Raw genomic sequence first — 22,014 nt, 5'->3', positions numbered from 1 at the left:
TTATGTTGAAAAACAACTTAAAATATTTTACTTTTTTATTGGTATTTTTAATGATAAGTTGCGCAAAGCGCGGCAGCATAACCGGAGGTTTAAAAGATACACTTGCTCCTATTTTAAAATCAAGTTCTCCTAAAAATTTCAGTACTGACTTCAAGGCCGATGAAATCATTCTGACATTTGATGAATATGTAAAACTTAAAAATGCCAATAAACAGTTGATTATTTCTCCACCAATGAAAAATCCGCCGGTTATTACGCCTACAAATGCAAGCAAATTTATAAATATAAAAATTTTAGATACTTTAAAACCTAATACAACTTACAGTCTGAATTTCGGGCAAAGTATTGCAGATAATAACGAAGGAAATCCGTATAATCAATTCAAATATGTGTTTTCAACAGGAACCTATATTGATTCTCTTGCCCTAAACGGAAAAATCAAAGATTCATACGACAAAACTGTCGATAATTTTGTAACTGTTATGCTTTATGAGGTTAACGATAAGTTTAAAGATTCTGTTATTTATAAAGAAAATCCACGTTATATAACCAATACTTTAGACAGCTTAACCACTTTTAGACTAGAAAATCTAAAAGCAGGAAAATATCTTTTAGTAGCCTTAAAAGACAAAGGAAACAACAATAAATTTAACCCAAAGGATGATAAAATTGGTTTTTTTAAACAACCTATAACTATACCTAACGATACGATTTTTGAATTGGAATTATTTAAGGAAAGGCTTCCGTTAAAGGCTTTCAAACCAATCCAGGCATCCGGAAACCGATTATTGCTTCCGTATGAAGGAAAACAAAATTTTAAAGATTCGAAACCTAAAATTGTACTTAAAAACGGCAATGAAGTTCTTGAAACTATCATAACGCAATTTCCAAAAAAGGATTCGCTGCAAGTTTGGTACAAACCAATAAAAGCAGATTCATTATCACTTGAAATCAGTAAAGATAACTATGAGAAAAAGTTTAATTTTAAAATCAAAAACCAGAAAAAAGACTCGCTGAATATTACTGCTTTACAAAACGGTGTGTTACATTTTAGAGACAGATTTACTCTTGAAACTGCAACTCCTCTTATCAAATTTGATAAGTCCAAAATACAATTAGTTAATAAAGATTCAACTGCAGTTCCTTATACAACAGAATACGATGAGTTTGAACAAAAACTATATTTCGATTTTAAAAAAGAACCCGCACAAAAATATAATTTCACATTTTTACCAGGTGCTTTAACCGATCTTAATGAAAAATCTAATGATACTTTATCCTATAAGCTGAACACACGCGAAATAGAAGAGTACGGAAATCTTACGCTAAATTTACAAAATGTAAAACGTTTCCCGATTATTGTTGAACTAACCAATAAAAAAGGGGATGTTGTGTTGGCCAGTGATTATTCTGAATCCAAGACTAAATTTGAGTTTCTGCTTTTAGAACCAGCTGTATATAATGTTCGGGTTATTTATGACGACAACAAAAACAAAAGATATGACCCCGGTAATTATTTGGAGAAAAGATATGCTGAGGAAGTTTTTTATTATCAGGAAGAAATTGATCTGCATGCCAATTGGGACAAAATTGAATCTATGGATTTAAGTATTCCTTACAGTCCCGAGCTAGAAAAAAAGAAGGAAGAGGACAAGCAAAAGGCAGAAAAAAAGAGAAAGAAAACTGCTTTTTAGTCTTGAATTTCAAACCTGTCTTTATCCCTAAGGAAATCCATTTTTTTTCGGGTTTCATGCATATTGTTTGTATCTAATTTAACTATAAAAACACCTTCGTTTTCCTGAGGTTCTAAAATATAATTTCCCAAATAATCAACAACTTGCGAATGACCATTATATTGATGATTATTAGCATCAACACCTATTCTGTTGACTCCAATTGCGTAACTAAGATTTTCTACTGCACGGGCTTTCATCAGAATGTCCCACGCATTTACCCTTACCTTTGGCCAGTTGGCGACATACAAGAGTAAATCATAGTTTTCTACATTTCTGACAAATACAGGAAAACGCAAATCATAACAAACTTGAAGACAAATTTTCCAGCCTAAATATTCAACGATTTGTTTTTTGCTTCCTGCTGTATACACTTTATCTTCTCCTGCCAGAGTAAACAAATGTCTTTTGTTGTAAAATTGAATCTCTCCAGTCGGAAAAACAAACAATAACCGATTATAGAATTTATCCTCCTCAGAAATAATCAGACTACCTGTAATCGCACAATTTTGGCTTTTCGCTAAAGTCTGCATCCACAAAACAGTTTCTCCCTGCATAGTTTCAGCCATTTTAGAGGCATTCATACTAAATCCAGTAGAAAACATTTCCGGAAGTACAATCAAATCAACAGAAGCGTTTATTTCGGCTATTTTAGCCTCAAGATTAATTCTGTTATCACTTGGACTTTCCCAAACAAGACCCGATTGAATAAGTGCAATTTTCATAATACTTAATTTTATATAAAGATAAAAAAACGTATTCAAATTAATGAATACGTCCTCTTTACAATTTAAAATCATTTAGCTTCTATAGCTTTATTAATTTTCTTAAAATCATCATCTTTTAAATTATAACTCATCGCATCATAAATATAATATGCAGGATCACCAGACTTTGCATTTACAATTTGCAAGTATTTATTTCCATTCATACTAACATATCTTAAATAATAAATATCTTGATTATCTAAAATTTTCTTTTCCAAATCTTCATCTTTTATAAACTGAAACTTATATTTATAATCTTCTAAAAGTTTCTTAATCTCTTTTTCATCTCTAAGCGTTTCACTAAATCTCCATGCATCATATTTCATCATATAAACTTCAGGAATATAAAGTATACTTTCCTTTAAGTTTTTTATTTTCGGATTAACAAAATCTTCATAAAGCCCACAATGTTCTCCTTTAGTAATAATTTGATTAATTTGTTGAAAATAATTTTTAAGCATTCCTAAGTTCACATTTGTAAAACTTACTTTAGCATACATTTCTCCATATAATTTTCCCATTTTTTCTTCGGGGAATTTTAATTTCATAAGATCCAAAGACCCTAAAGCATTCCTTAAAAATTCATTAGTAGGACAAAGTGGAATTCTTGCTACATATGATAAACTTTCATTAATAACATCTCTTAATTTCTTATCATAATTTTTATCATCGGTTTTGAGCTTTCGAAACTCTTTTTCAAACTTCTCTTTACTTAAAACTTTTATCCCTAAATTAGTATGAAGATACATTGTTCCGCTTGAAGTTCTTAAAAGGTCGCCAAAAATTTCAGCAAACGAGTAACTCCCGTTCACAAAATCTAAATGCTTAAAATCTTTAAAATCTACCACTTTAAAAGAGGTAACCGTCCAAACCTCTTTTAAAACTTTTTCATATTCTTCTTTTTTGTACGTTTCAGGTAAAACAAAAACTGTTGTTGTTGTTTTAAAATTTTCTAATTGCCCTTTTTTAAATTCTTCATTAGCCCCTCGTTCCGATGGAGTAACCGCTACCTGAGCATAATTTTCAACACTTAGAACAAACATTATTACCAATAAAATACTTTTCATTTAAATGATTTCGTTTACAATTATTTATCTGAATGTAAAAATAGTATAAAAAAAACGCATCCAAATTAATGAATGCGCTTTTAAAAACAGTTATTTTTTCTACATAAACCTTGGCCTGTTTTTGACTTTGGATTAGTAATAATGATAATTTATCGTTGTTATATTAGAAGGAGTTGAACTGCCTGTATAATAATACTTTTCTACGGCTTTTATAATGTTTTTATTCTTATCATAAGTGTTTTCAAATTGAACTGTTGCCGTGAGTTTATCAGTATCAGAATTATATATGTTTATCTTTTTTAAATTATTGACAGATACCTGACTTCCATAACAGTATCGAAATGCGTCTGGTTTTACTCCTGATAAATAATTATTCCCTTCGTCATGTTCTATTTTATAATACTCGTCAAAGAAACCTAACCCTGGTGCTTCATAACGAATTAAATTTCCATTAGAGTATTCAAAAAGTTCCTCATTATCAACATTTGTAACTTCATCACATGATGTGTTCTCCCCTCCAGTAATTTGAGTATAATGTTTTATAGAAGTCAGACCAGAACCTGAATAGCTCTGACTAATTCTATCAGCTGAATTTGTTACATAACCCGACTCTTTTTCTGTTCGGTCAATACAAATATTAGTAATCAGTCCGTTGGTATATTCCAGTGAATTCAATTGTTCAATTACATCAGAAGGACTCGATATATAGTATTCTTTTAGATTCCAGCTAATCATTTTATTAGTCGAGTCGTAATTATAGGTCGTCTGGTAAAATTTCGCCTCATCTTTTACAGTTAACTTAGAAATGTTTCCTAAACTGTTATACTCGTAATCAATTGTTTTTATGATTACACCGTTTTGAATCTCTTCTATTTTTTTTATTTTATCAGAAGATGAATTTGATGAATCATCTGATGATGAATCACTTGAACAAGCAATTAAAACAGAAGTTAGGAACAATAATAGTAGTTTGTTTTTCATATATTTTTATTGATTTTACAGATGCTTTTTTATTAAATAGTAAAGCTTTTTTTTCAAATATAAACAAAATATTAAGATTATTTATACTACAAAAAAACGCCCCGATTTCTCGCGGCGTTTATATCATACAATTGTCTAAATGACAAATTAAATTATCCTTTTAAACTTGCTGCTAAATACTCACGGTTCATACGTGCGATATTTTCAAGAGAAATTCCTTTAGGGCATTCTACCTCGCAAGCTCCGGTATTGGTACAGTTACCAAAACCTTCTAAATCCATTTGGTGAACCATGTTTAGTACTCGTTCAGTAGCCTCAACTTTACCTTGTGGTAACAATGCGTACTGAGATACTTTTGCACCAACAAATAACATTGCTGATGAGTTTTTACAAGTTGCAACACAAGCTCCACAACCAATACACGCAGCAGCATCAAATGATTTGTCTGCATCGTCTTTGTTAATCGGAATTGTATTCGCATCGATTGTATTTCCTGAAGTGTTTACCGAGATAAATCCTCCTGCATGCTGAATTCTGTCGAATGAACTTCTGTCAACAACTAAATCTTTAATTACCGGGAAAGCTTTTGCTCTGAATGGCTCGATAAAAATTGTATCACCATCTTTAAACATACGCATGTGCAACTGACAAGTTGTAACACCTCTGTCCGGTCCGTGCGCTTCTCCATTGATGAACAAAGAACACATTCCGCAGATTCCTTCACGACAATCGTGGTCAAATGCTACAGGTTCTTCTCCTTTATTGATTAATTGTTCGTTAAGAACGTCAAGCATTTCAAGGAAAGACATATCCGGTTCGATTCCGTCGATTGGGTAATCAACGATTCCTCCTTTATCCTGGGCGTTTTTCTGACGCCATATTTTTAATGTAAGTTTCATACCGTTTTAGTTTGAAAGTCATAAAGTCGAAAGTCGAAAGTCGCCTGACACATTTGTCTTTGGACTTTAAGACTTTGGGCTTTCGACCAAATTCTTATTTGTAGCTTCTTTGAACTAATTTAATGTTTTCGTAATTAAGAGGTTCTTTGTGTAACACTGCATCACTTGGTTTTCCTTTGTATTCCCAGGCTGCAACGTATGCAAAGTTATCATCGTCACGAAGTGCTTCTCCTTCTTCTGTCTGGTACTCCTCACGGAAGTGACCTCCACAAGATTCATTACGGTGTAAAGCATCTTTCGCAAACAATTCTCCTAATTCTAAGAAATCGGCAACACGGGTTGCTTTTTCTAATTCCTGATTAAATTCGTTAGCGCTTCCAGGAACTTTTACATCTCTGTAAAACTCTTCGCGTAAAGCAGCGATTTCAACGATAGCTTCGTTTAATCCTTTTTCATTACGCGCCATACCTACTTTATCCCACATGATTTTTCCTAATTTCTTGTGGAAATAATCTACAGAATGCGTTCCGTTATTATTGATAAATCTGTCGATTTGATCTTTAACCGCTTTTTCAGCTTCAACGAATTCCGGCAAATCTGTAGAGATTGGTCCCATTTTAATATCCGGAGCTAAGTAATCTCCGATTGTGTATGGCAATACAAAATATCCGTCAGCTAATCCCTGCATCAAAGCAGAAGCTCCAAGTCTGTTTGCTCCGTGATCAGAGAAGTTAGATTCACCGATTGAGAAACATCCCGGAATTGTAGTCATTAAGTTATAATCAACCCATGTTCCACCCATTGTGTAGTGAACCGCAGGATAAATCATCATTGGCGTAACATATGGATTTTCATCAACAATTTTCAAATACATTTGGAATAAGTTTCCGTATTTGCTTTTCACGATGTCAGTTCCCAGTTTAGTTACTAATGCTTTATCATCAGCATCCAATCCTTTTACATAAGCTGCTTCTTTTCCGTAACGTTCGATAGCGGCAGCAAAATCTAAGTAAACCGCTTCTCCTGTTTTGTTAACTCCAAAACCGGCATCACATCTTTCTTTTGCAGCACGGGATGCAACGTCACGAGGTACAAGGTTACCAAAAGCAGGGTATCTTCTTTCTAAGAAATAATCTCTTTCAGCTTCAGATAAATCAGTTGCTTTTTTCTTTCCTTCTCGAATTGCCTGAGCATCTTCTAATTTTGCAGGAACCCAGATACGACCGTCATTACGTAACGATTCAGACATCAACGTCAGTTTTGACTGGTGATCTCCAGAAACCGGAATACAGGTTGGGTGAATTTGTGTGTAACAAGGATTTGCGAAAAATGCTCCTTTTTTATGAATTTTCCATGCTGCTGTTGCGTTACTTCCCATAGCATTTGTAGAAAGGAAAAATACGTTTCCGTATCCTCCTGATCCAATTACTACAGCGTGAGCAGAATGTCTTTCTATTTCTCCTGTGATTAAGTTACGGGCGATAATACCTCTTGCTTTTCCGTCAACGATTACTAAATCAAGCATTTCGTGACGGTTGTACATTTTTACTTTTCCACGACCAATCTGACGGTTCATCGCAGAATAAGCTCCTAACAATAACTGCTGACCAGTTTGTCCTTGTGCGTAAAAAGTACGGGAAACCAATGTTCCTCCAAAAGAACGGTTATCCAAAAGTCCGCCATATTCACGAGCCAATGGCACCCCTTGAGCCACACACTGGTCAATAATATTAGCAGAAACTTCAGCCAAACGGTGAACGTTTGCCTCACGTGCACGGTAGTCACCCCCTTTTACAGTATCGTAGAACAATCTGTAAACAGAGTCACCGTCACCTTTATAGTTTTTTGCAGCATTGATACCCCCTTGTGCAGCGATAGAGTGCGCACGACGAGGTGAATCCTGAAAACAAAATGCTTTTACGTTATACCCTAATTCAGCTAAAGTTGCCGCAGCAGAACCTCCAGCCAAACCTGTACCAACAATGATAATATCTAAATTACGTTTGTTAGCAGGGTTTACTAAATTAATATGATCTTTATAATTTGTCCATTTGTCCGCTATAGGACCATTTGGAATTTTTGAATCTAATGCCATTATAATTGATATTAATTATTGGTTGAAATGATGAAATAAGGCGATAATTACAAAAGCAGCAGGAACTACAACTGAGAACCAGTAACCAACTTTTGCCAAAAATCTTGAATATTTATTGTGCATCCCTACAGACTGAAGAGAAGATGCAAATCCGTGCCATAAGTGAAATCCTAAAAGGATGAAAGAAATACAGTATAATCCTGTACGAATCGGATCATGGAATTTATGAACTAATTCTCCATAATATCTTGTAGCATCCGGCTCATTACCTGCAATATATTTATAGGCAACCTCAGGAAACCAAAAATCATAAAAATGCAATCCTAAGAAAGCCAGGATAACCAATCCTGAAATAATCATATTTCTGGAACTCCATGAAGCATTTGCAGCTCCGTTGTAATTTGCGTAAGCAATTGGTCTTGCAGCTCTGTTTTGAATAGTCAGTACAAATCCCATTATGAAATGGAAAATTACTCCGATTGCCAAAACCGGTTGCATTACATATTGTATCAGCGGATTGTAACCCATAAAGTGAGATGCCTCGTTAAAAACGTCTTCACTCAAAATAGAAATAAAATTTAAGGAAACATGCAGCGCTAAAAACGTGATTAAGAATATTCCCGAAAGAGCCATTGCGACTTTCTTTAAGATGGAAGCATTCAATAGTGCAGATTGTGCCATAATTGTTTAAGTAGTTTGTTTTAAAAAATTAAGCAAAAATAGCGCAAATAGACATCAACTACAACCATTTCGTTGTTATTTATAATGATTTTAAAATAGACTACGTATACGTACTTTTACGTATAAAAAAAATGAATTACTCATTTATTTATTATAAAAATTTTCAATTATATAATTAAGTCGATTTATTTCATAAAATATGCATCCCGCAAAAAAATAACAAAAGTTTACTAAATTATTATTTTACTCCAACTTTTGACCTCTTTTCTACAAAAGTACCCCTGGGCCGGAATTTTATACTAGCAAAAAATTGCCATTCCATTCTAATAACTTTACCTTTACCGCCTTCAAAAAAAATGAGAATGAAAACAGGAATTGATGCTATTTCTTTTGATGTAGCCAACATACATTTACCCATAAAAACATTGGCGATTGCCAGAAATATTGAACCGGAAAAATTAGAAAAAGGTCTTGGCTTACTGAAAATGACTTTCCCGGACGTTCATCAGGATGCTATTGTTTTTGGAGCAAATGCTTTAACAAAACTTATTATTGACCATAAAATCAACCTGAACGAAATAAGCCGAATTTATGTTGGTACCGAAAGCAGTATTGACAGTTCAAAACCAATCGCTTCTTATCTGATTAACTTAATGGAGCAAAAGTTTGGCGAAGATGCTTTGGCAGAATGTGACGTAGTTGATTTCACATTCGCGTGTATTGGCGGAGTTGATGCTTTACAAAACTGTCTTGATTTTGTAAAATTAAATCCGGCTAAAAAAGCGATTGTCGTAACGACGGATTTTGCAAAATACGATTTAAATTCAGGCGGAGAATACACTCAGGGTGCAGGAGCTCTTGCCATGCTAATTACTTCAGATCCAAAAATTATTGCTTTTGATAATAATTGGGCAACCAGCACAAAAGGTGTTTTTGATTTCTTTAAACCGTACAGAACGATTTCAAAAGAAGCAATTACACAAAATTCAAATAACGACTCCTGGTTTGACAATTTAGAAGCCGAAATCGAAATCCACAAAGACCAGCCGGTTTTTGACGGACAATATTCCAATCAGTGTTATATGGATCGTACGCGTAACGCTTACTTTTCATTCAAGAAACTAAAAAATACTACCGAAACTTTATACAACACCTGGCATAGTATTGTGATGCATTTACCTTATTCTTTTCAAGGAAGAAGAATGTTGTCTGAAATCTATGCTTTAGACAGTTCCGAAAAAATTATTGCGGATGATATTGCGCCTGCTGATTATCAGACTAAAATTAAAGAAGTGGCAAAATCTGAAGATTACAGAACTTTTGTTACCGAAAAATTACAGCCTGCTGAATTGGCTTCTTCTTTAATTGGAAATCTTTACACCGGATCTATCTTCATGGGATTATTGTCAACTCTGGCTCATTTTTATGACACTAACAAAGAAGTTGCAGGAACTAAATTCGGTTTCTTAGCTTACGGAAGCGGATCGAAATCAAAAGTTTTTGAAGGAACAATTCAACCGGAATGGCAATCGGCTTTAGCCAAAACCAAACTTTTTGAAAATCTGGAGGAAAGTACAGAAATTGGATTTGAGACTTACGAAAGCCTTCACAAAAAAGAACTAAAACAAAGTGTAAGGACTCCTAAAAACGAATGGGTTTTAGAACGAATCGAAAAAGATATTCCAACTTTAATTGGAGCGCGTTATTACAAATGGATTGATTAAATAACAAAACCCGAAACTATTTTTAAAACGTTTCGGGTTTTTCATTTTATTTAAGGAAATGAATTTTTAAAATTACTTTATTACCACGGACTTTCTTCCGTTTCATCTTCAATGTCGTTACTGAAATACTTTCCTGTTGGCGCATCATCCTCCGTTAAGGTATGTTTTACGATAAAACTAGCTGCACTTTCAACTGTACCGGGTCCGCTATGGTGATTGAAATCTGTTGCGGTATAGCCCGGATCAATTGCATTTACTTTAAAAGACAATTCTTTTAACTCATAAGCCAACGCAATAGTATACGCATTCAAAGCTGCTTTCGACGTCCCGTAACTGGCTGTTTTAATCGCATAATATTTCCAGCTTGGGTCGCTGTGCAATGTTAAGGAACCCAATCCGGAAGTAATATTACTGATTCGCGGGCTTTCCGATTTTTTAAGCAATTCCAAAAATGCCTGTGTAACATTAATTACACCAAAGAAATTAGTATCAAATACTTTTTGAATATCCGCAATACTTGTATCTGATGCCAGTTGTGGATTTGTGCCCAATATTCCGGCGTTATTGATTAAAATATCCAATTTGCCCTGCTCGCTTTCAATAGTTTTCTTGGCCGCCAAGATCGAATCGGAATTTGTAACATCAATTTCAATGGCCTGAATATTCTCAAAACCATTTTCATTTAATTCTTTTACTACTGCTTTGCCTTTTTCCAGGTCACGACTTCCTAAATAAACAAATAATCCTTTTTTCGAAAGCTGTTTTACTACTTCCAAACCAATACTTCTGTTGGCTCCTGTTATTAATACTGATTTCATTTTTTTACTGTTTTAAATTAACCCTACAAAGGTGATTCGTTTAAAAATGAAATCATTTGTCATTTGGCAAAAAGCAATTTATCGAATGTTTTTTCTAATTCTGCTTAAAGAAGATTGCGTGATACCTAAATACGAAGCGATATAAGAAAGCGGAACACGATTGACAACGTTCGGATAAATTTTTAGAAACATCAAATAACGCGTCGTAGCATCTTCTGAAACCAGCGGACTTCTTCTTTCTACTTTTTGTATTAAAACTCTTGAAACAATTTTATTTACAATCGCCTGCCACGGAATAATAATATCCAACAGTTCTTTCCAGTCTTTTTTAGAAAAAACCAAAAGTTTGCAATCCGTAACCGCCTGCACATAAGCGTTTGAGCAAATATCATTGTTAAAACTCTCCAAATCAACCACCAGATTGTTTTCGTCAATAAAATATTTGGTGATTTCTTCGCCTTTGTTATTGTAGTAACAAACCCGAATAACACCTTCCAGAACAAAGCCAACCTGCTGTGCAATTTTTCCCGCTTCCGAAAAATACTCCTCTTTTGGAAGTTCCAATATTTTCGCTTTTTTTGTAATTAAGTCAATTTGCTGTTGGTTTAAATCACCAAACTGCAAAATGTAGTCTATAAATGCTTTCATAATGGCAAGTTAATCAAAGTTGTTTTTCCATGATTTGTCATTTGGCAAAAAATCAGATCATTTTGGATAATTCAGTTTCCAGTTTATCAAAATTCTCTTCATTTTTATCGATTACATATGGTTTTAATTTGTTGCATTCTTCAGGCGTGTCAAAAATCATTTTAAAAACAATTTTAGTTTGATTATCTGAAACCTTTTCAAATGATACTGCCACCTGAAAAAGCGGTTTCGAAAATCGTCTCCAGCTCAAAAAATCAGGTTTCTCTACTCTTAGAAATTCACATTCATTGGCATAATTTCCTTTATCAGGTCCGTGCATAATGAAACTCCATTTTCCGCCGGGACGCAAATCAAATTCATTAAACGTATTGGTAAAGCCTTTTGGCCCCCACCAGTTTTTTAAATGTTCCGGTTCTGTCCAGGCTGCATAAACAAGCTCTTTTGGAAAGTTTATAATTCTTGTGGATACGATTTCGTTTTCCGGTTTTGCTGAAATATTTTCTGACGCCATATTTTTATTATTTAATGAAACACAAAATCATTCATTTATAAATGAAACCATTGTGTTTAAAGTTTCTTTTTGCTGTTGCTCTCTGCTAATTGTCGCTTTGTCATCTCCTAACTGAAACCCATAATACCCAAACTGACAATGGTTTGCTCCTTCTATCTTTAGAAATTTTGTAGTTTCAGGCAATTTCGATTTGTTTTTCAAAATAGATCCTTCATCTGCCACACCGTCTTTTGAACCGTAAATTTTTAAGATTGGGATTTCAGCACTTGCCAGAGAAATATCTCTTGGATGTGAAGTTCCCATCAAGATTAGTTTGTCAATTAGTTTCGGATTTTCATATACAAACTGCGCTGCCATTTTTCCGCCCTGCGAATGTCCTGCCAGAATATAGGTTTTAGAAGTATCGTCAAAAAGATGCAAGTTTTTCGGTTTGTTATACCCTTTTGAAGCGAGACGCCATGGCATTTTTATCAAATAGACCTTCATGTTTTGATCCGCCAATTTTCGACAAAGCGGAACATAAGCTTCTGTTTCTACCATTGCTCCGGGATAAAAAATTACAACGTTTTTGAATTCTTTTTTCGGCGTAAATAAATAATAATCAGAAGCATCTTCTACATTTACCGAATCATTGCTTTGCAAAAAAGACTTGTCCACACCATCCGATTCATAAGAATAAAACAGCCAGATTGTAAACAATACACCTGTTGTAATCCAGATTGTTTTTAAAATCCTTTTTAACTTCCATCTTTTTTCTACCATATTCGATTGATATTTATTGAGTTATAAATCTAAATGCAAACATTCAAATTTAGCATTTCTCTGAATAACTCCATAAAAAAACCGAAGACATTGAGCTTCGGTTTTTTTTTAGCTCTATTTTAAAAAATTTTCTAATTCCCTCATTGACTAATTTTCTAATTATAAAAATCAATCTTTTTTATGTTGTTCGGTATAATTTTGATTGCCTTTAATTCTGGTATCTTCAGTGTGCATTCCGTTTGCCATTCCTAACATGAAGGCGGTTAGGATTACAATAATTTTTCTTTTGAGCCAATGAAGCGGCTGTTTAGATTGCGCTAAACCTTTTTTATGATTGTGTTTATACATTTTAAAATGATAAATGATTAGACATTATGAATCATCTTATGCTTTGAATAGCATAATTGCTAAGGAAGAAATTCCTTAAGCGTTGTATAAACTTTTTTTGAAGTCGGTTGAAATACGATGTTCGTTTATAAAAACAGACTGCTTTATAAATGAAATAATATTTTGATGAAGATTGTTGCAAACCCGCAAAAGAATGTTTGTCTGAAGACTGAAAACTTCTTTAAATTCAAGGCAACTTAGAAGTATCGGAAATAAAGTTTTGCCGAATGATGTTGCACGATTGAAAACGTATAACCGAATATTCTTCAGATCAATTTCTTTTCCTGAATCAAGATAAGATGACTGATAATATTCGGGAGCATTAGACTGAGAACACAAAATACCGTCGCCTGTCATCACGGCCAAAGCCAGAATGAGTGAAATCAGGTATTTTAAATGTTTTTTCACTTTATTAGATTATTGTTTTAATTCAGCTTTCATTTTCTCGGAAAGCGATTTGATTTTTTTATGGCTCATCAAGTATGAATTTGCCTCTGCAAACCAATTATTGAAATTTTTAATATCTTTCTTGATATAATAAGCCTGCAAAACGTTGTATGCATTTTCAGAATTATAAGTCTTGTCTTTACACTCTTTAAATACTTTTCGGCATACATTCTCCGCTTCCTCGATGTTGCCATTTTTAGTTTCAGCATAAATTAATTCCTTATTCGTGTAGGCATCAAGAGGATCTTTGTTCAAAGCAATTTTAAGCACATCAACTGCTTTTTGATATTGCTTTAGACAATTATAAGAAAAAGCTAATTCAACCCGAAGTCCCTTATAATCTGGATCAATTTTATTTGCTTTTTCAAGATATTCAAGAGCTTTTTGACATTCATTCCAACCGTTATACATAAAGCCCCACCTATAAAGATGTCCTATTGAATTTTCATCTCCTTTATAAATTTTGAGCCAGTCAGGTATTTTTTGAATATGCAACTCGTCAAGTTTTGATTCTGGCATAAATGCTACTAAAGTATTGTTTGGCTGTAACCGATACTTCATCGAACTTGTCTTTTCTTTTCTATCACTTATAAATTTTCCCGTTTTATCAATTTTAAAAAAGCCTTCATATTCCAATGTTAGACCAGCCTGAGCATCAATATATATGAATCCGAAATTATAATTCCCAATACTATCTGCCGGAAAAACAACCCACTTATCTTCACACTCAACAAACTTCTTGTCAAATTGAAGCTGACTTTGTGCTGATAAATTGAATGTCAAAACTAAAAAAAGAAAGGTAAAAATCTTATTCATATTAATTTACAGGGTTTATGATGGTAGTCGTTAGAAATTCAAATATATCAATTTCATTATAAATCACTACTATCATTCTTACAAATAAGCAAGATCAGTCCTAAAGAAAAAATGACGCAACTCAGCAACATTAAAATTCCGTTTTTTAATATGAAGAATGAAACCCCCACCAAAGGTGCTCCAACAATTACCATTAAAGCTTTTATTGTATGCGTTTTGATAAAATTTGCAGCATGTACCGCCAACCCTATAAAAAGCAACGATGGCCCCACAATTACAAACGGAAACAAAATGGAAGGCGTATTGCTTAAATGTTCGCTCAATATGGATTTTGCTGCTTCGTTGTCACCATAACTCCACATAATAAAATCGATGGTACAAAGTCCAATGTGAGCCACAACTCCTAAAGCCGTGATGACAGAAGCAACCGAATTTAATCTGTTTTTTGGAAACACATTATTGAATGACAACAGCAAACAAGCCCCGATTAAATTAAACCAATGCGCAAAATCGACCGGTTTTTTGAAATACTCAAAAGCGGCACTGTTTGAAAACATAATGTAACTCAGAACAAAAAAGAACAAGCCAATTAGGCAAATGGTTTTTGGTTTCATAGATTTTGGTTTGTTGTAAAGACTTGTGAAGTTAGGTTTTGTTACAGTTTTTTGAGATTACAATTAAGTGGATTCATTATCCAATATCATTATTCCCTTATCAGTAATTTTTATTTTTTTCTCAACTAAACAAAATTCTTTATCAGTATTACTTGGATAATAAGCAATTCTATAAGGTATGATTACAGGATTCTTTTTTAATAATTTTGATGCTTTTTTTATTTTTTCCCCAAAAGTAGTTTTGTATTCAAATAATTTTACTGCTGTTTCTCCTACTGGAAGCGTACATTTACTTTTAAAAAGATCATCGGAAAAAATAACTTCTAAATCTCCTTTATTTTCTATAGAAACCTTATATGAAATTTCAAAATCTTCAGATTCATTTGTTGATATTTCCGATTGCTCTAATAATTTCACAACCAAAAAAGCTTTGCCTTTTTCAAAAGTTGAACTTTGTTGAGGAGTTTTTTTTAATTCTACATGATCAAATATTCTTCCAAATCTTGGTCTTCTTTCATCATTGAAGGCTAAGCCTTCTAAAGTACTCAATAAATCGATACAGAATTCAGCAAAATGACTTCTTGACCAACTTAAATGAACTCTTTTATTTTCTTCCGAAAAATCTACACTATAGGATTTCGAAACCAACCATTCGTCATTATTTTTAAAAATTTTAATCCCTCCTCCCTGCTCTCCTAATGTAAGATTACCTTCTTCACTTATATAAATATTTAAATCGTCTATATTCTTTGCTATTGGAATGTAACGCTCATAATTATCCTTATAACCTTCATCAACATCAAATAATCTTATACTACCAATACAAGACTCATCTCCTTCATATCTAAGTACCATACCTCCATTAAATCCAAAAACGTCTTTCCCTTTTATTAATCCTTTAATAATTGACTCATTATTGTTTTCGCTATCTTTTAAATCAATAAAAATAACGCCACAACTATACAAAGGGTGTAGTTGTTCTTTAAAATCATTTGCTTCCCTAAGCTTATTTAGAGCATCTGTTACACTTGCAACATTTAATCTAGATTTAACTTCATATACAGCCATGACATACTTTGCCGGAACGGCTCTAAATTTCCCCTGTTCGCTTTGATCTTCATTGCCTTCTGTCCATAGAACTGGAGAGTCTAGTTGATTGAAAATTATAACATCATAATGAAAAAGTTTGATATTATTATCATACAAATCAGGAATAATATAGCCAGAAGTTACTCCATACTTTTTAGGTAAAAACTCAGCTAACCATTTCCTTAAATACGCTTCAACCCCATTTCCATGCGCAGTCTTAACAGGACGACTCTTTATTAATTCAAGTATTCTATCAAACTCTACAAGTATATCTTTTCTATTCCTATTAAATTCTTGCCAACCATGTTGCCCATAAAAATTTTCCATATATCAAAGTCTTACTATTATGTTCGTCTAAAATAGTTTAATTAATTTAAATATATTATGAAACCGAGATTTGCGTGAGGGATAGAGGCGGTATCTCCCGATTTAGAAAAACAAGGTTTTTTAACCGTAGTTTTTGTTAATTGGGAATAAAGCCGAAAGCCCGGCCCTTGGGACACGCCCAAAAGATTAAAAGTATTCTTTAATCAAGTTGTATGTCCATTACATTTGTAATTCTTTATCTACAAAAATAACCTTATAATCCGAAAAAGGTTTTAGATTTGGATTTAAATTAATAGCCTTTATATCTATGAGCCTTTATAGAAAAAACCTGTATTTTGTATGCATTTCATTGTTGCTTACAGTATGTTACATTTTGTATGGTTATTTTTTTAGAAATTTTATCACGCAGCCTGACTTGCCAAAAGAATATCTGACCTATAAAAACCTTGAAAACAAGCCTGCATCAAACCACTTTGAGATTATAAAATTACCGGACGACCTTTTAAATCTCAGCAACTTCTACTTTTCGCCAATGTCTGAAACGGTGGTTATACAGTCGAACAAAAATGGTTTTTCTTATGATCACGATCCGCTTAGATTGTATTATAAATTCAACATTCAGGGAAAACTAATGGACAGCCTGATTGTAAATAGTTCTGATTACTATAAAGTCCGTAAAAAATATTTAATTTCTGAAGACGATTATATCTCGTGGATTATTGACAATGACAGCACCCGCCATAAATACACCGAATTAAACCCAAAGGCAGACTGGGATACTGATCGCACATTTGAGGAGTTTGAAAGATTGTCGAAAAAAGCGAGTTCTGTTTATTTTTTCAAATCGGTTTTTACAAAATACAATGGCGACACGGAAGCGTTTTTTGATAAAGCTATTTTTTTGATAGACCAAAAATGGTATGCGCTTTACGGCAAAAAAATCTATGTTTACCCGGAACCCGAAGAACAGAGTGAGAAGCAAAAAACAATTCTCCCTGTTTACACTCACAAGCTAAGCCAGCATGGTACTAATTTATTGCAAGTGGATGCCTATTACAATCTGTTTATAAAAAATGATACTTTGAAAATAAAACGAGAAGTCTGGAGTGACAGGTCAGATTTGGTTTATTCCTGCTCGCCTGTTAATCCTGAATTCTGCATAATAGAAGGTACTAATTTCATCATTAAACCCAAAAAGTAATTGATTATGAAAGTTCAAAATCCGATACTGAAAAGTTTGTTTTGTGCCACAGCAGCTACCCTTACCTTTTTCATAATCGCCTCATCTGTAAGCGAGTCTTTCAATCAGACAATGGGTATAATCATTGGGGTTCCGATTACTTTTATCGGTACGTTTGTCTATTGCTTTTTACTCATTTTTCTGGAACAGGTAAAAGTTATTGCTCCAAACTTTGTATGCCGTTTCTCTGTGCCTTTTTCATTTTGCTGTATTGCTTCTGTTTTTTATTGCATTTTGAATGATATAGAGATTGTAGATCATTTTCAACAATTTTCTTTTACAGCATACTGGCTGGAACTTAGCACTCCTTTTTTGGTGTTTTTTATAACTCATATAACTATTGCGGGAGTATTTAGTGTCAAATAAAAATCCCCAAACAAATAATAAAATTTTAAGAAATCAATTTTACGTTGATGGCTTAAAATATGTAATTTTGAAATTCAAAGTTCAAAAATGAAACAATTATGAAATATCATCAAATAAACAGCAATCTTTTTGTAAAAAACCGCAGAAAATTTACGGAAGCAATGAAACCGAACAGCGTTGCTGTTTTCAATTCAAACGACATTTACCCGATTAGTGCCGACAGTACTTTGCCTTTTGCGCAGCACAGGGATATTTTTTATCTGAGTGGTGTGGATCAGGAAGAAAGTATTTTGCTTTTGTTTCCGGATGCACCTTATGAAAACCAAAAGGAGATTCTTTTTCTGAAAGAAACGAATGATCATATTGCAGTTTGGGAAGGTGAAAAACTAAGTAAAGAACGTGCTTTTCAGGTTTCGGGAATCAGAACGGTTTACTGGCTGCAGGATTTTCATAAGATTTTGAACGAAATGATGACGTATGCCGATACAATGTACATCAATACCAACGAACATTATCGTGCAGCTGTTGAAACAGAAACTCGCGAAGCCCGTTTTGTAAAATGGTGGAAAGAAAAATATCCGGCACATAATGTGGCGAAAAGCAACCCGATTTTGCAGCGCATTCGTTCTGTAAAAGAAAGCGAAGAAATCGATTTGATTCAGCATGCCTGTGATATTACCGAGAAAGGTTTCCGCAGATTGTTATCATTCGTAAAACCAAATGTTACCGAATACGAAATCGAAGCCGAACTGGCGCACGAATTCATTCGTAACCGCTCAAAAGGTTTTGCCTATACGCCGATTATTGCTTCGGGAAACAATGCAAATGTTTTACATTATATCGAAAACAACCAGCAATGTAAAGACGGGGATTTGATTTTACTGGATGTTGCTGCTGAATATGCGAATTATTCAAGCGATATGACCAGAACGATTCCGGTTTCGGGGCGTTTTTCTGATCGTCAAAAAGCGGTTTACAATGCTGTTTTAAGAGTGAAAAACGAAGCGACAAAAATGCTGACTCCGGGAACGCTTTGGAAACAATACCATGTTGAAGTGGGTAAAATCATGACTTCTGAATTATTAGGTTTGGGATTAATTGACAAAGCCGATGTTCAGAACGAAAATCCGGACTGGCCAGCCTATAAAAAATATTTCATGCACGGAACTTCTCACCACATGGGACTTGACACGCACGATTACGGTTTGCTTCATGAGCCAATGAAAGCCAATATGGTTTTTACGGTGGAGCCTGGAATCTACATTCCGGCAGAGAAATTCGGAATTCGTTTAGAGGATAATGTTGTGGTTCAGGAAAAAGGAGAACCTTTTAACCTGATGCGTAATATTCCGGTTGAAGTTGACGAAATCGAAACGCTGATGAATTCTTAAATAAACAAAGCCCTTAATAATTTCAAATCATTAAGGGCTTTTTTAATTATATAAATCGGTTATTACCCGATTTTTGCTATTTGCACATCCAATTGAAATTTGCCATCAGCTGCGTTTTCGTTGATTAGTTCAAAAAGCTCTAAAGCTCTTCTTGCGTTTTTCTCTTCTTCTCTTTGTTCAGCCACATACCACATCATAAAATCTTCTGTAGCATAGTCATTTTCAGCTCTGCATTTTGCGATTACTTTATTGATTGCCTGAGTAACTGCAATTTCATTTTGCAAAGCAATTTCAAATACTTCTCTCAAAGAAGCAAATTCCTGCTGAACTTCAGGAACAGATGGCGTGATTGCAATCCCTCCCATATCTGTAATATATTTGAAAACTTTTAGAAAATGCTCTCTTTCTTCTTCCGCCTGTTTATACAAATACGATGCTGTATTTGCAAAACCATTTCTATCCAGCCATGCAGCCATCGCTAAATATTTGTTAGAAGCGTCGCTTTCTAATTTTGCCTGTAAATTCAATATATTTTCTACGCCTTCAGTTAATGACGTGCTTGTTCTTAGTAAATCTTTCATAACCTTTAATTTTTAGAACTGTAAAATTACTAAAATTAAAGAAGACAGCCCTAAATGTCTGAAAATTTGGATTTAATCTAAGTAAGATTCTAAATAAGCTCAACATTTACAATGTTGCAGAGCATAGAATGTAAATTGAGGGTAAATTTAGTCCCGTTTAATAATTCACGAAGCTGTACTATTTCGCAGATGGTAAGATTTCTGGAAAAATTTCTTTTAGTAGTTTCAATCAGCTGTGCATCCGACTGATCAGACAAGTCATAAAGCATATCTAAAATATCGACACTATTGACCTTTCTTTGGAAAATCAAAAAATCATGAATTTTATAACTTGACACCGTATCAATAAAATTGATAATGATACTATTAGTCAAATCACACTGATAACTGTATCCTTTTTCGGTTTCAAATAATACTTTGGTGGTCAAATCGCTAACTAATGCCATTCTGATATAAATTTATAACGGTGCAAAAATATATAATTTACACCAAATAAACACGTAATTAAGACTAATTTAAAATAACAAAAACAGTTTATATTTTTAAAATAGCTTAAGATCATTAAAAACTGTAATATTCGAAGCATCTTTCTTCTAGATATTCATCAGATCATTATAGTGATTCCATAAAAAGAGTAAGCATTTAAAGCGGAGAGTAAAACTAATGTTATTGCATTTTTGCGGGAACTAAATTTTTATCACAATACATGAACAATGTTATATTAAATAAAGTTGTAAACTTAGATTAGAGCTAATAGTAATAAATAAATTTAACTGTCTTGTGAGATAACAAACAGAAACCGCTTTTATTAATCAAAAATAGTTTTATTTATATCATTACAGCATTTGTTAGATCTTTAACTTATAACATAATGTACCGAATTATCTGCATTCAACTTAAATTCCTTATCTGTTTAAGGTTTCTTATCTTTGCTTCTCATATTATAAAATTCTATTTTGAAAACTCTTCTATACAAAAACACTAAAATATCTTATACTGATTCGGGTGACGGAAATACCATTGTATTTCTTCATGGCTTTCTGGAAAATAAAAAAATGTGGCAGGATTATGTTGCTTTATTCTCTGAAAACTATCGTGTAATTACTATTGATTTATTAGGTCATGGAGAATCAGACTGTTTGGGCTATGTGCATTCGATGGAAGCCAATGCTAATGTGGTACACGAGGTTTTAGAAGAGTTACATATTCAAAAAGCTATCATTGTAGGACACTCTATGGGTGGGTATGTTGGTCTGGCTTTCGCCGAATTATATCCAAAAAAAATTCAGAAATTAGTTTTACTGAATTCAACTTCCAAAGAAGACAGTGCCGAAAAGAAACTAAACAGAACACGAGCTATTAAAGCAGTAAAGCAAAACTATGTCAACTTTGTTAGTTTGGCAATCGCAAATTTATTCAGCGAAAATAACAGAGATAGGCTTTCAAAAGAAATTGAAAACGTAAAAACAGAAGCATTAAAAACGCCTTTACAAGGAATTGTTGCTTCTCTCGAAGGCATGAAAATCAGAAAAGACAGAGAGAGTCTTTTAAAACAAAATATTTTTCCAATTTTATTAGTTTTAGGAAAAAGGGATCCGGTATTAAATTATAATGAAAGCATTTCTCAAATTGATAATACATCTGCACAACTTATTTCTTTTGAAGACGGACATATGAGTCAAATTGAAAACAAAGAAGAATTGAAAAAGGTTCTTGAGATTTTTTTTAATAAAAGGTCTTCCAACAAAAAAGACCGCTCATGAATTTGAAACGGTCTTTTTCTAATTATCGGGGGCAAAAATTTTAAACAATTTTAATTGACATATTGTGTCAGGTTTCTAAAAATAATCTTTTTTTAGATGCGACAAAGGTATATCTAATAAATATAACTTTTGATTCAGCTCCTGTTAAAAAAAGCCCCTAAAACGAGCTTTTAATTACTTTTATTAATAACACACTAATTCTTTATTTTTAAAATAAACTGCATAAAAAATCTTAATAAATAATTCATATCTCATTAAAAAACAAACAGATAAATTAATGATATTTAATTCCTAATTTAGGAATTAG

The 22,014-nt window shown here is 33.2% G+C and carries 23 protein-coding genes; 6 read left to right on the top strand and 17 right to left on the bottom strand.

Annotated features, from left to right (window positions below; all coding sequences use genetic code 11):
- The first annotated feature begins 2 nt into the window (after positions 1-2).
- Positions 3-1,694, top strand: coding sequence for an Ig-like domain-containing protein (locus JE46_RS10050; RefSeq protein ID WP_031455149.1), 1,692 nt, complete (start codon positions 3-5; stop codon positions 1,692-1,694).
- Here the strand turns inward: JE46_RS10050 and JE46_RS10045 are convergent.
- From JE46_RS10045 to JE46_RS10020, 6 genes are all read right to left on the bottom strand, one after another.
- Positions 1,691-2,458: an amidohydrolase gene (locus JE46_RS10045; protein WP_031455148.1), complete on the bottom strand. Its 768-nt coding sequence runs from the start codon at positions 2,456-2,458 to the stop codon at positions 1,691-1,693. The genes JE46_RS10050 and JE46_RS10045 overlap by 4 nt on opposite strands.
- A gap of 71 nt (positions 2,459-2,529) precedes the next feature.
- A complete protein-coding gene (locus JE46_RS10040; RefSeq protein ID WP_031455147.1) occupies positions 2,530-3,567 on the bottom strand; it encodes a hypothetical protein in 1,038 nt (345 codons plus the stop codon).
- A gap of 132 nt (positions 3,568-3,699) precedes the next feature.
- On the bottom strand, positions 3,700-4,548 hold the full coding sequence (locus tag JE46_RS10035) for a hypothetical protein (RefSeq protein ID WP_031455146.1): 849 nt from the start codon (positions 4,546-4,548) through the stop codon (positions 3,700-3,702).
- A 152-nt stretch (positions 4,549-4,700) separates the two neighbouring features.
- Positions 4,701-5,447: a succinate dehydrogenase/fumarate reductase iron-sulfur subunit gene (locus tag JE46_RS10030; protein WP_031455145.1), complete on the bottom strand. Its 747-nt coding sequence runs from the start codon at positions 5,445-5,447 to the stop codon at positions 4,701-4,703.
- 94 nt (positions 5,448-5,541) lie between these two features.
- Positions 5,542-7,542 carry a fumarate reductase/succinate dehydrogenase flavoprotein subunit gene (locus JE46_RS10025; protein ID WP_031455144.1) on the bottom strand — a complete coding sequence of 667 codons (2,001 nt, stop codon included), beginning with the start codon at positions 7,540-7,542 and terminating at the stop codon, positions 5,542-5,544.
- A 15-nt stretch (positions 7,543-7,557) separates the two neighbouring features.
- On the bottom strand, positions 7,558-8,223 hold the full coding sequence (locus tag JE46_RS10020; RefSeq protein ID WP_031455143.1) for a succinate dehydrogenase cytochrome b subunit: 666 nt from the start codon (positions 8,221-8,223) through the stop codon (positions 7,558-7,560).
- 362 nt (positions 8,224-8,585) lie between these two features.
- Here JE46_RS10020 and JE46_RS10015 point away from each other — a divergent pair, with 362 nt between their 5' ends.
- Entirely contained in the window at positions 8,586-9,947 is a 1,362-nt protein-coding gene (locus tag JE46_RS10015; protein ID WP_031455142.1) for a hydroxymethylglutaryl-CoA synthase family protein, read from the top strand.
- An 80-nt stretch (positions 9,948-10,027) separates the two neighbouring features.
- On the opposite strand, the gene JE46_RS10010 is transcribed toward JE46_RS10015, so the two are convergent.
- The 9 genes from JE46_RS10010 to JE46_RS09970 all read right to left on the bottom strand — a co-directional run bounded on the left by JE46_RS10010 (position 10,028) and on the right by JE46_RS09970 (position 16,366).
- Positions 10,028-10,765, bottom strand: coding sequence for an SDR family oxidoreductase (locus JE46_RS10010; protein ID WP_031455141.1), 738 nt, complete (start codon positions 10,763-10,765; stop codon positions 10,028-10,030).
- 78 nt (positions 10,766-10,843) lie between these two features.
- Positions 10,844-11,413, bottom strand: coding sequence for a Crp/Fnr family transcriptional regulator (locus tag JE46_RS10005; protein ID WP_031455140.1), 570 nt, complete (start codon positions 11,411-11,413; stop codon positions 10,844-10,846).
- Between the two features lie 52 nt (positions 11,414-11,465).
- On the bottom strand, positions 11,466-11,924 hold the full coding sequence (locus JE46_RS10000; protein WP_031455139.1) for an SRPBCC family protein: 459 nt from the start codon (positions 11,922-11,924) through the stop codon (positions 11,466-11,468).
- A 27-nt stretch (positions 11,925-11,951) separates the two neighbouring features.
- A complete protein-coding gene (locus JE46_RS09995; protein ID WP_035136477.1) occupies positions 11,952-12,686 on the bottom strand; it encodes an alpha/beta hydrolase in 735 nt (244 codons plus the stop codon).
- A 168-nt stretch (positions 12,687-12,854) separates the two neighbouring features.
- On the bottom strand, positions 12,855-13,034 hold the full coding sequence (locus tag JE46_RS09990; RefSeq protein ID WP_031455137.1) for a hypothetical protein: 180 nt from the start codon (positions 13,032-13,034) through the stop codon (positions 12,855-12,857).
- 75 nt (positions 13,035-13,109) lie between these two features.
- Entirely contained in the window at positions 13,110-13,481 is a 372-nt protein-coding gene (locus JE46_RS09985; RefSeq protein WP_157505905.1) for a hypothetical protein, read from the bottom strand.
- A gap of 9 nt (positions 13,482-13,490) precedes the next feature.
- Entirely contained in the window at positions 13,491-14,336 is an 846-nt protein-coding gene (locus tag JE46_RS09980; protein ID WP_031455135.1) for a tetratricopeptide repeat protein, read from the bottom strand.
- Between the two features lie 56 nt (positions 14,337-14,392).
- Positions 14,393-14,950, bottom strand: a complete 558-nt coding sequence (locus tag JE46_RS09975; protein ID WP_031455134.1) for a hypothetical protein — start codon at positions 14,948-14,950, stop codon at positions 14,393-14,395.
- A 63-nt stretch (positions 14,951-15,013) separates the two neighbouring features.
- Positions 15,014-16,366 (bottom strand): DUF6602 domain-containing protein, encoded by a 1,353-nt coding sequence (locus JE46_RS09970; RefSeq protein WP_031455133.1) that lies wholly within the window; start codon positions 16,364-16,366, stop codon positions 15,014-15,016.
- Positions 16,367-16,673: 307 nt separating this feature from the next.
- Here JE46_RS09970 and JE46_RS09965 point away from each other — a divergent pair, with 307 nt between their 5' ends.
- The 3 genes from JE46_RS09965 (at position 16,674) to JE46_RS09955 (ending at position 19,363) form a co-directional block, all read left to right on the top strand.
- Positions 16,674-17,567, top strand: coding sequence for a hypothetical protein (locus tag JE46_RS09965; protein WP_031455132.1), 894 nt, complete (start codon positions 16,674-16,676; stop codon positions 17,565-17,567).
- Positions 17,568-17,573: 6 nt separating this feature from the next.
- Positions 17,574-17,972: a hypothetical protein gene (locus tag JE46_RS09960; protein WP_031455131.1), complete on the top strand. Its 399-nt coding sequence runs from the start codon at positions 17,574-17,576 to the stop codon at positions 17,970-17,972.
- A gap of 98 nt (positions 17,973-18,070) precedes the next feature.
- Positions 18,071-19,363 carry an aminopeptidase P family protein gene (locus JE46_RS09955; protein WP_031455130.1) on the top strand — a complete coding sequence of 431 codons (1,293 nt, stop codon included), beginning with the start codon at positions 18,071-18,073 and terminating at the stop codon, positions 19,361-19,363.
- A gap of 62 nt (positions 19,364-19,425) precedes the next feature.
- Here JE46_RS09955 and JE46_RS09950 read toward each other — a convergent pair whose 3' ends face one another.
- Complete coding sequence (locus JE46_RS09950) at positions 19,426-19,944, bottom strand: ferritin (RefSeq protein ID WP_031455129.1); 519 nt, start codon at positions 19,942-19,944, stop codon at positions 19,426-19,428.
- 89 nt (positions 19,945-20,033) lie between these two features.
- Positions 20,034-20,390, bottom strand: coding sequence for a hypothetical protein (locus JE46_RS09945; RefSeq protein ID WP_031455128.1), 357 nt, complete (start codon positions 20,388-20,390; stop codon positions 20,034-20,036).
- A gap of 510 nt (positions 20,391-20,900) precedes the next feature.
- Here JE46_RS09945 and JE46_RS09940 point away from each other — a divergent pair.
- Positions 20,901-21,707 carry an alpha/beta fold hydrolase gene (locus JE46_RS09940; RefSeq protein ID WP_031455127.1) on the top strand — a complete coding sequence of 269 codons (807 nt, stop codon included), beginning with the start codon at positions 20,901-20,903 and terminating at the stop codon, positions 21,705-21,707.
- The last annotated feature ends 307 nt before the right edge of the window (positions 21,708-22,014 follow it).

Source organism: Flavobacterium chungangense LMG 26729, from assembly GCF_000735715.2.
GTDB classification, from domain to species: domain Bacteria; phylum Bacteroidota; class Bacteroidia; order Flavobacteriales; family Flavobacteriaceae; genus Flavobacterium; species Flavobacterium chungangense.
This window is presented reverse-complemented; position numbering and strand designations above follow the sequence as displayed.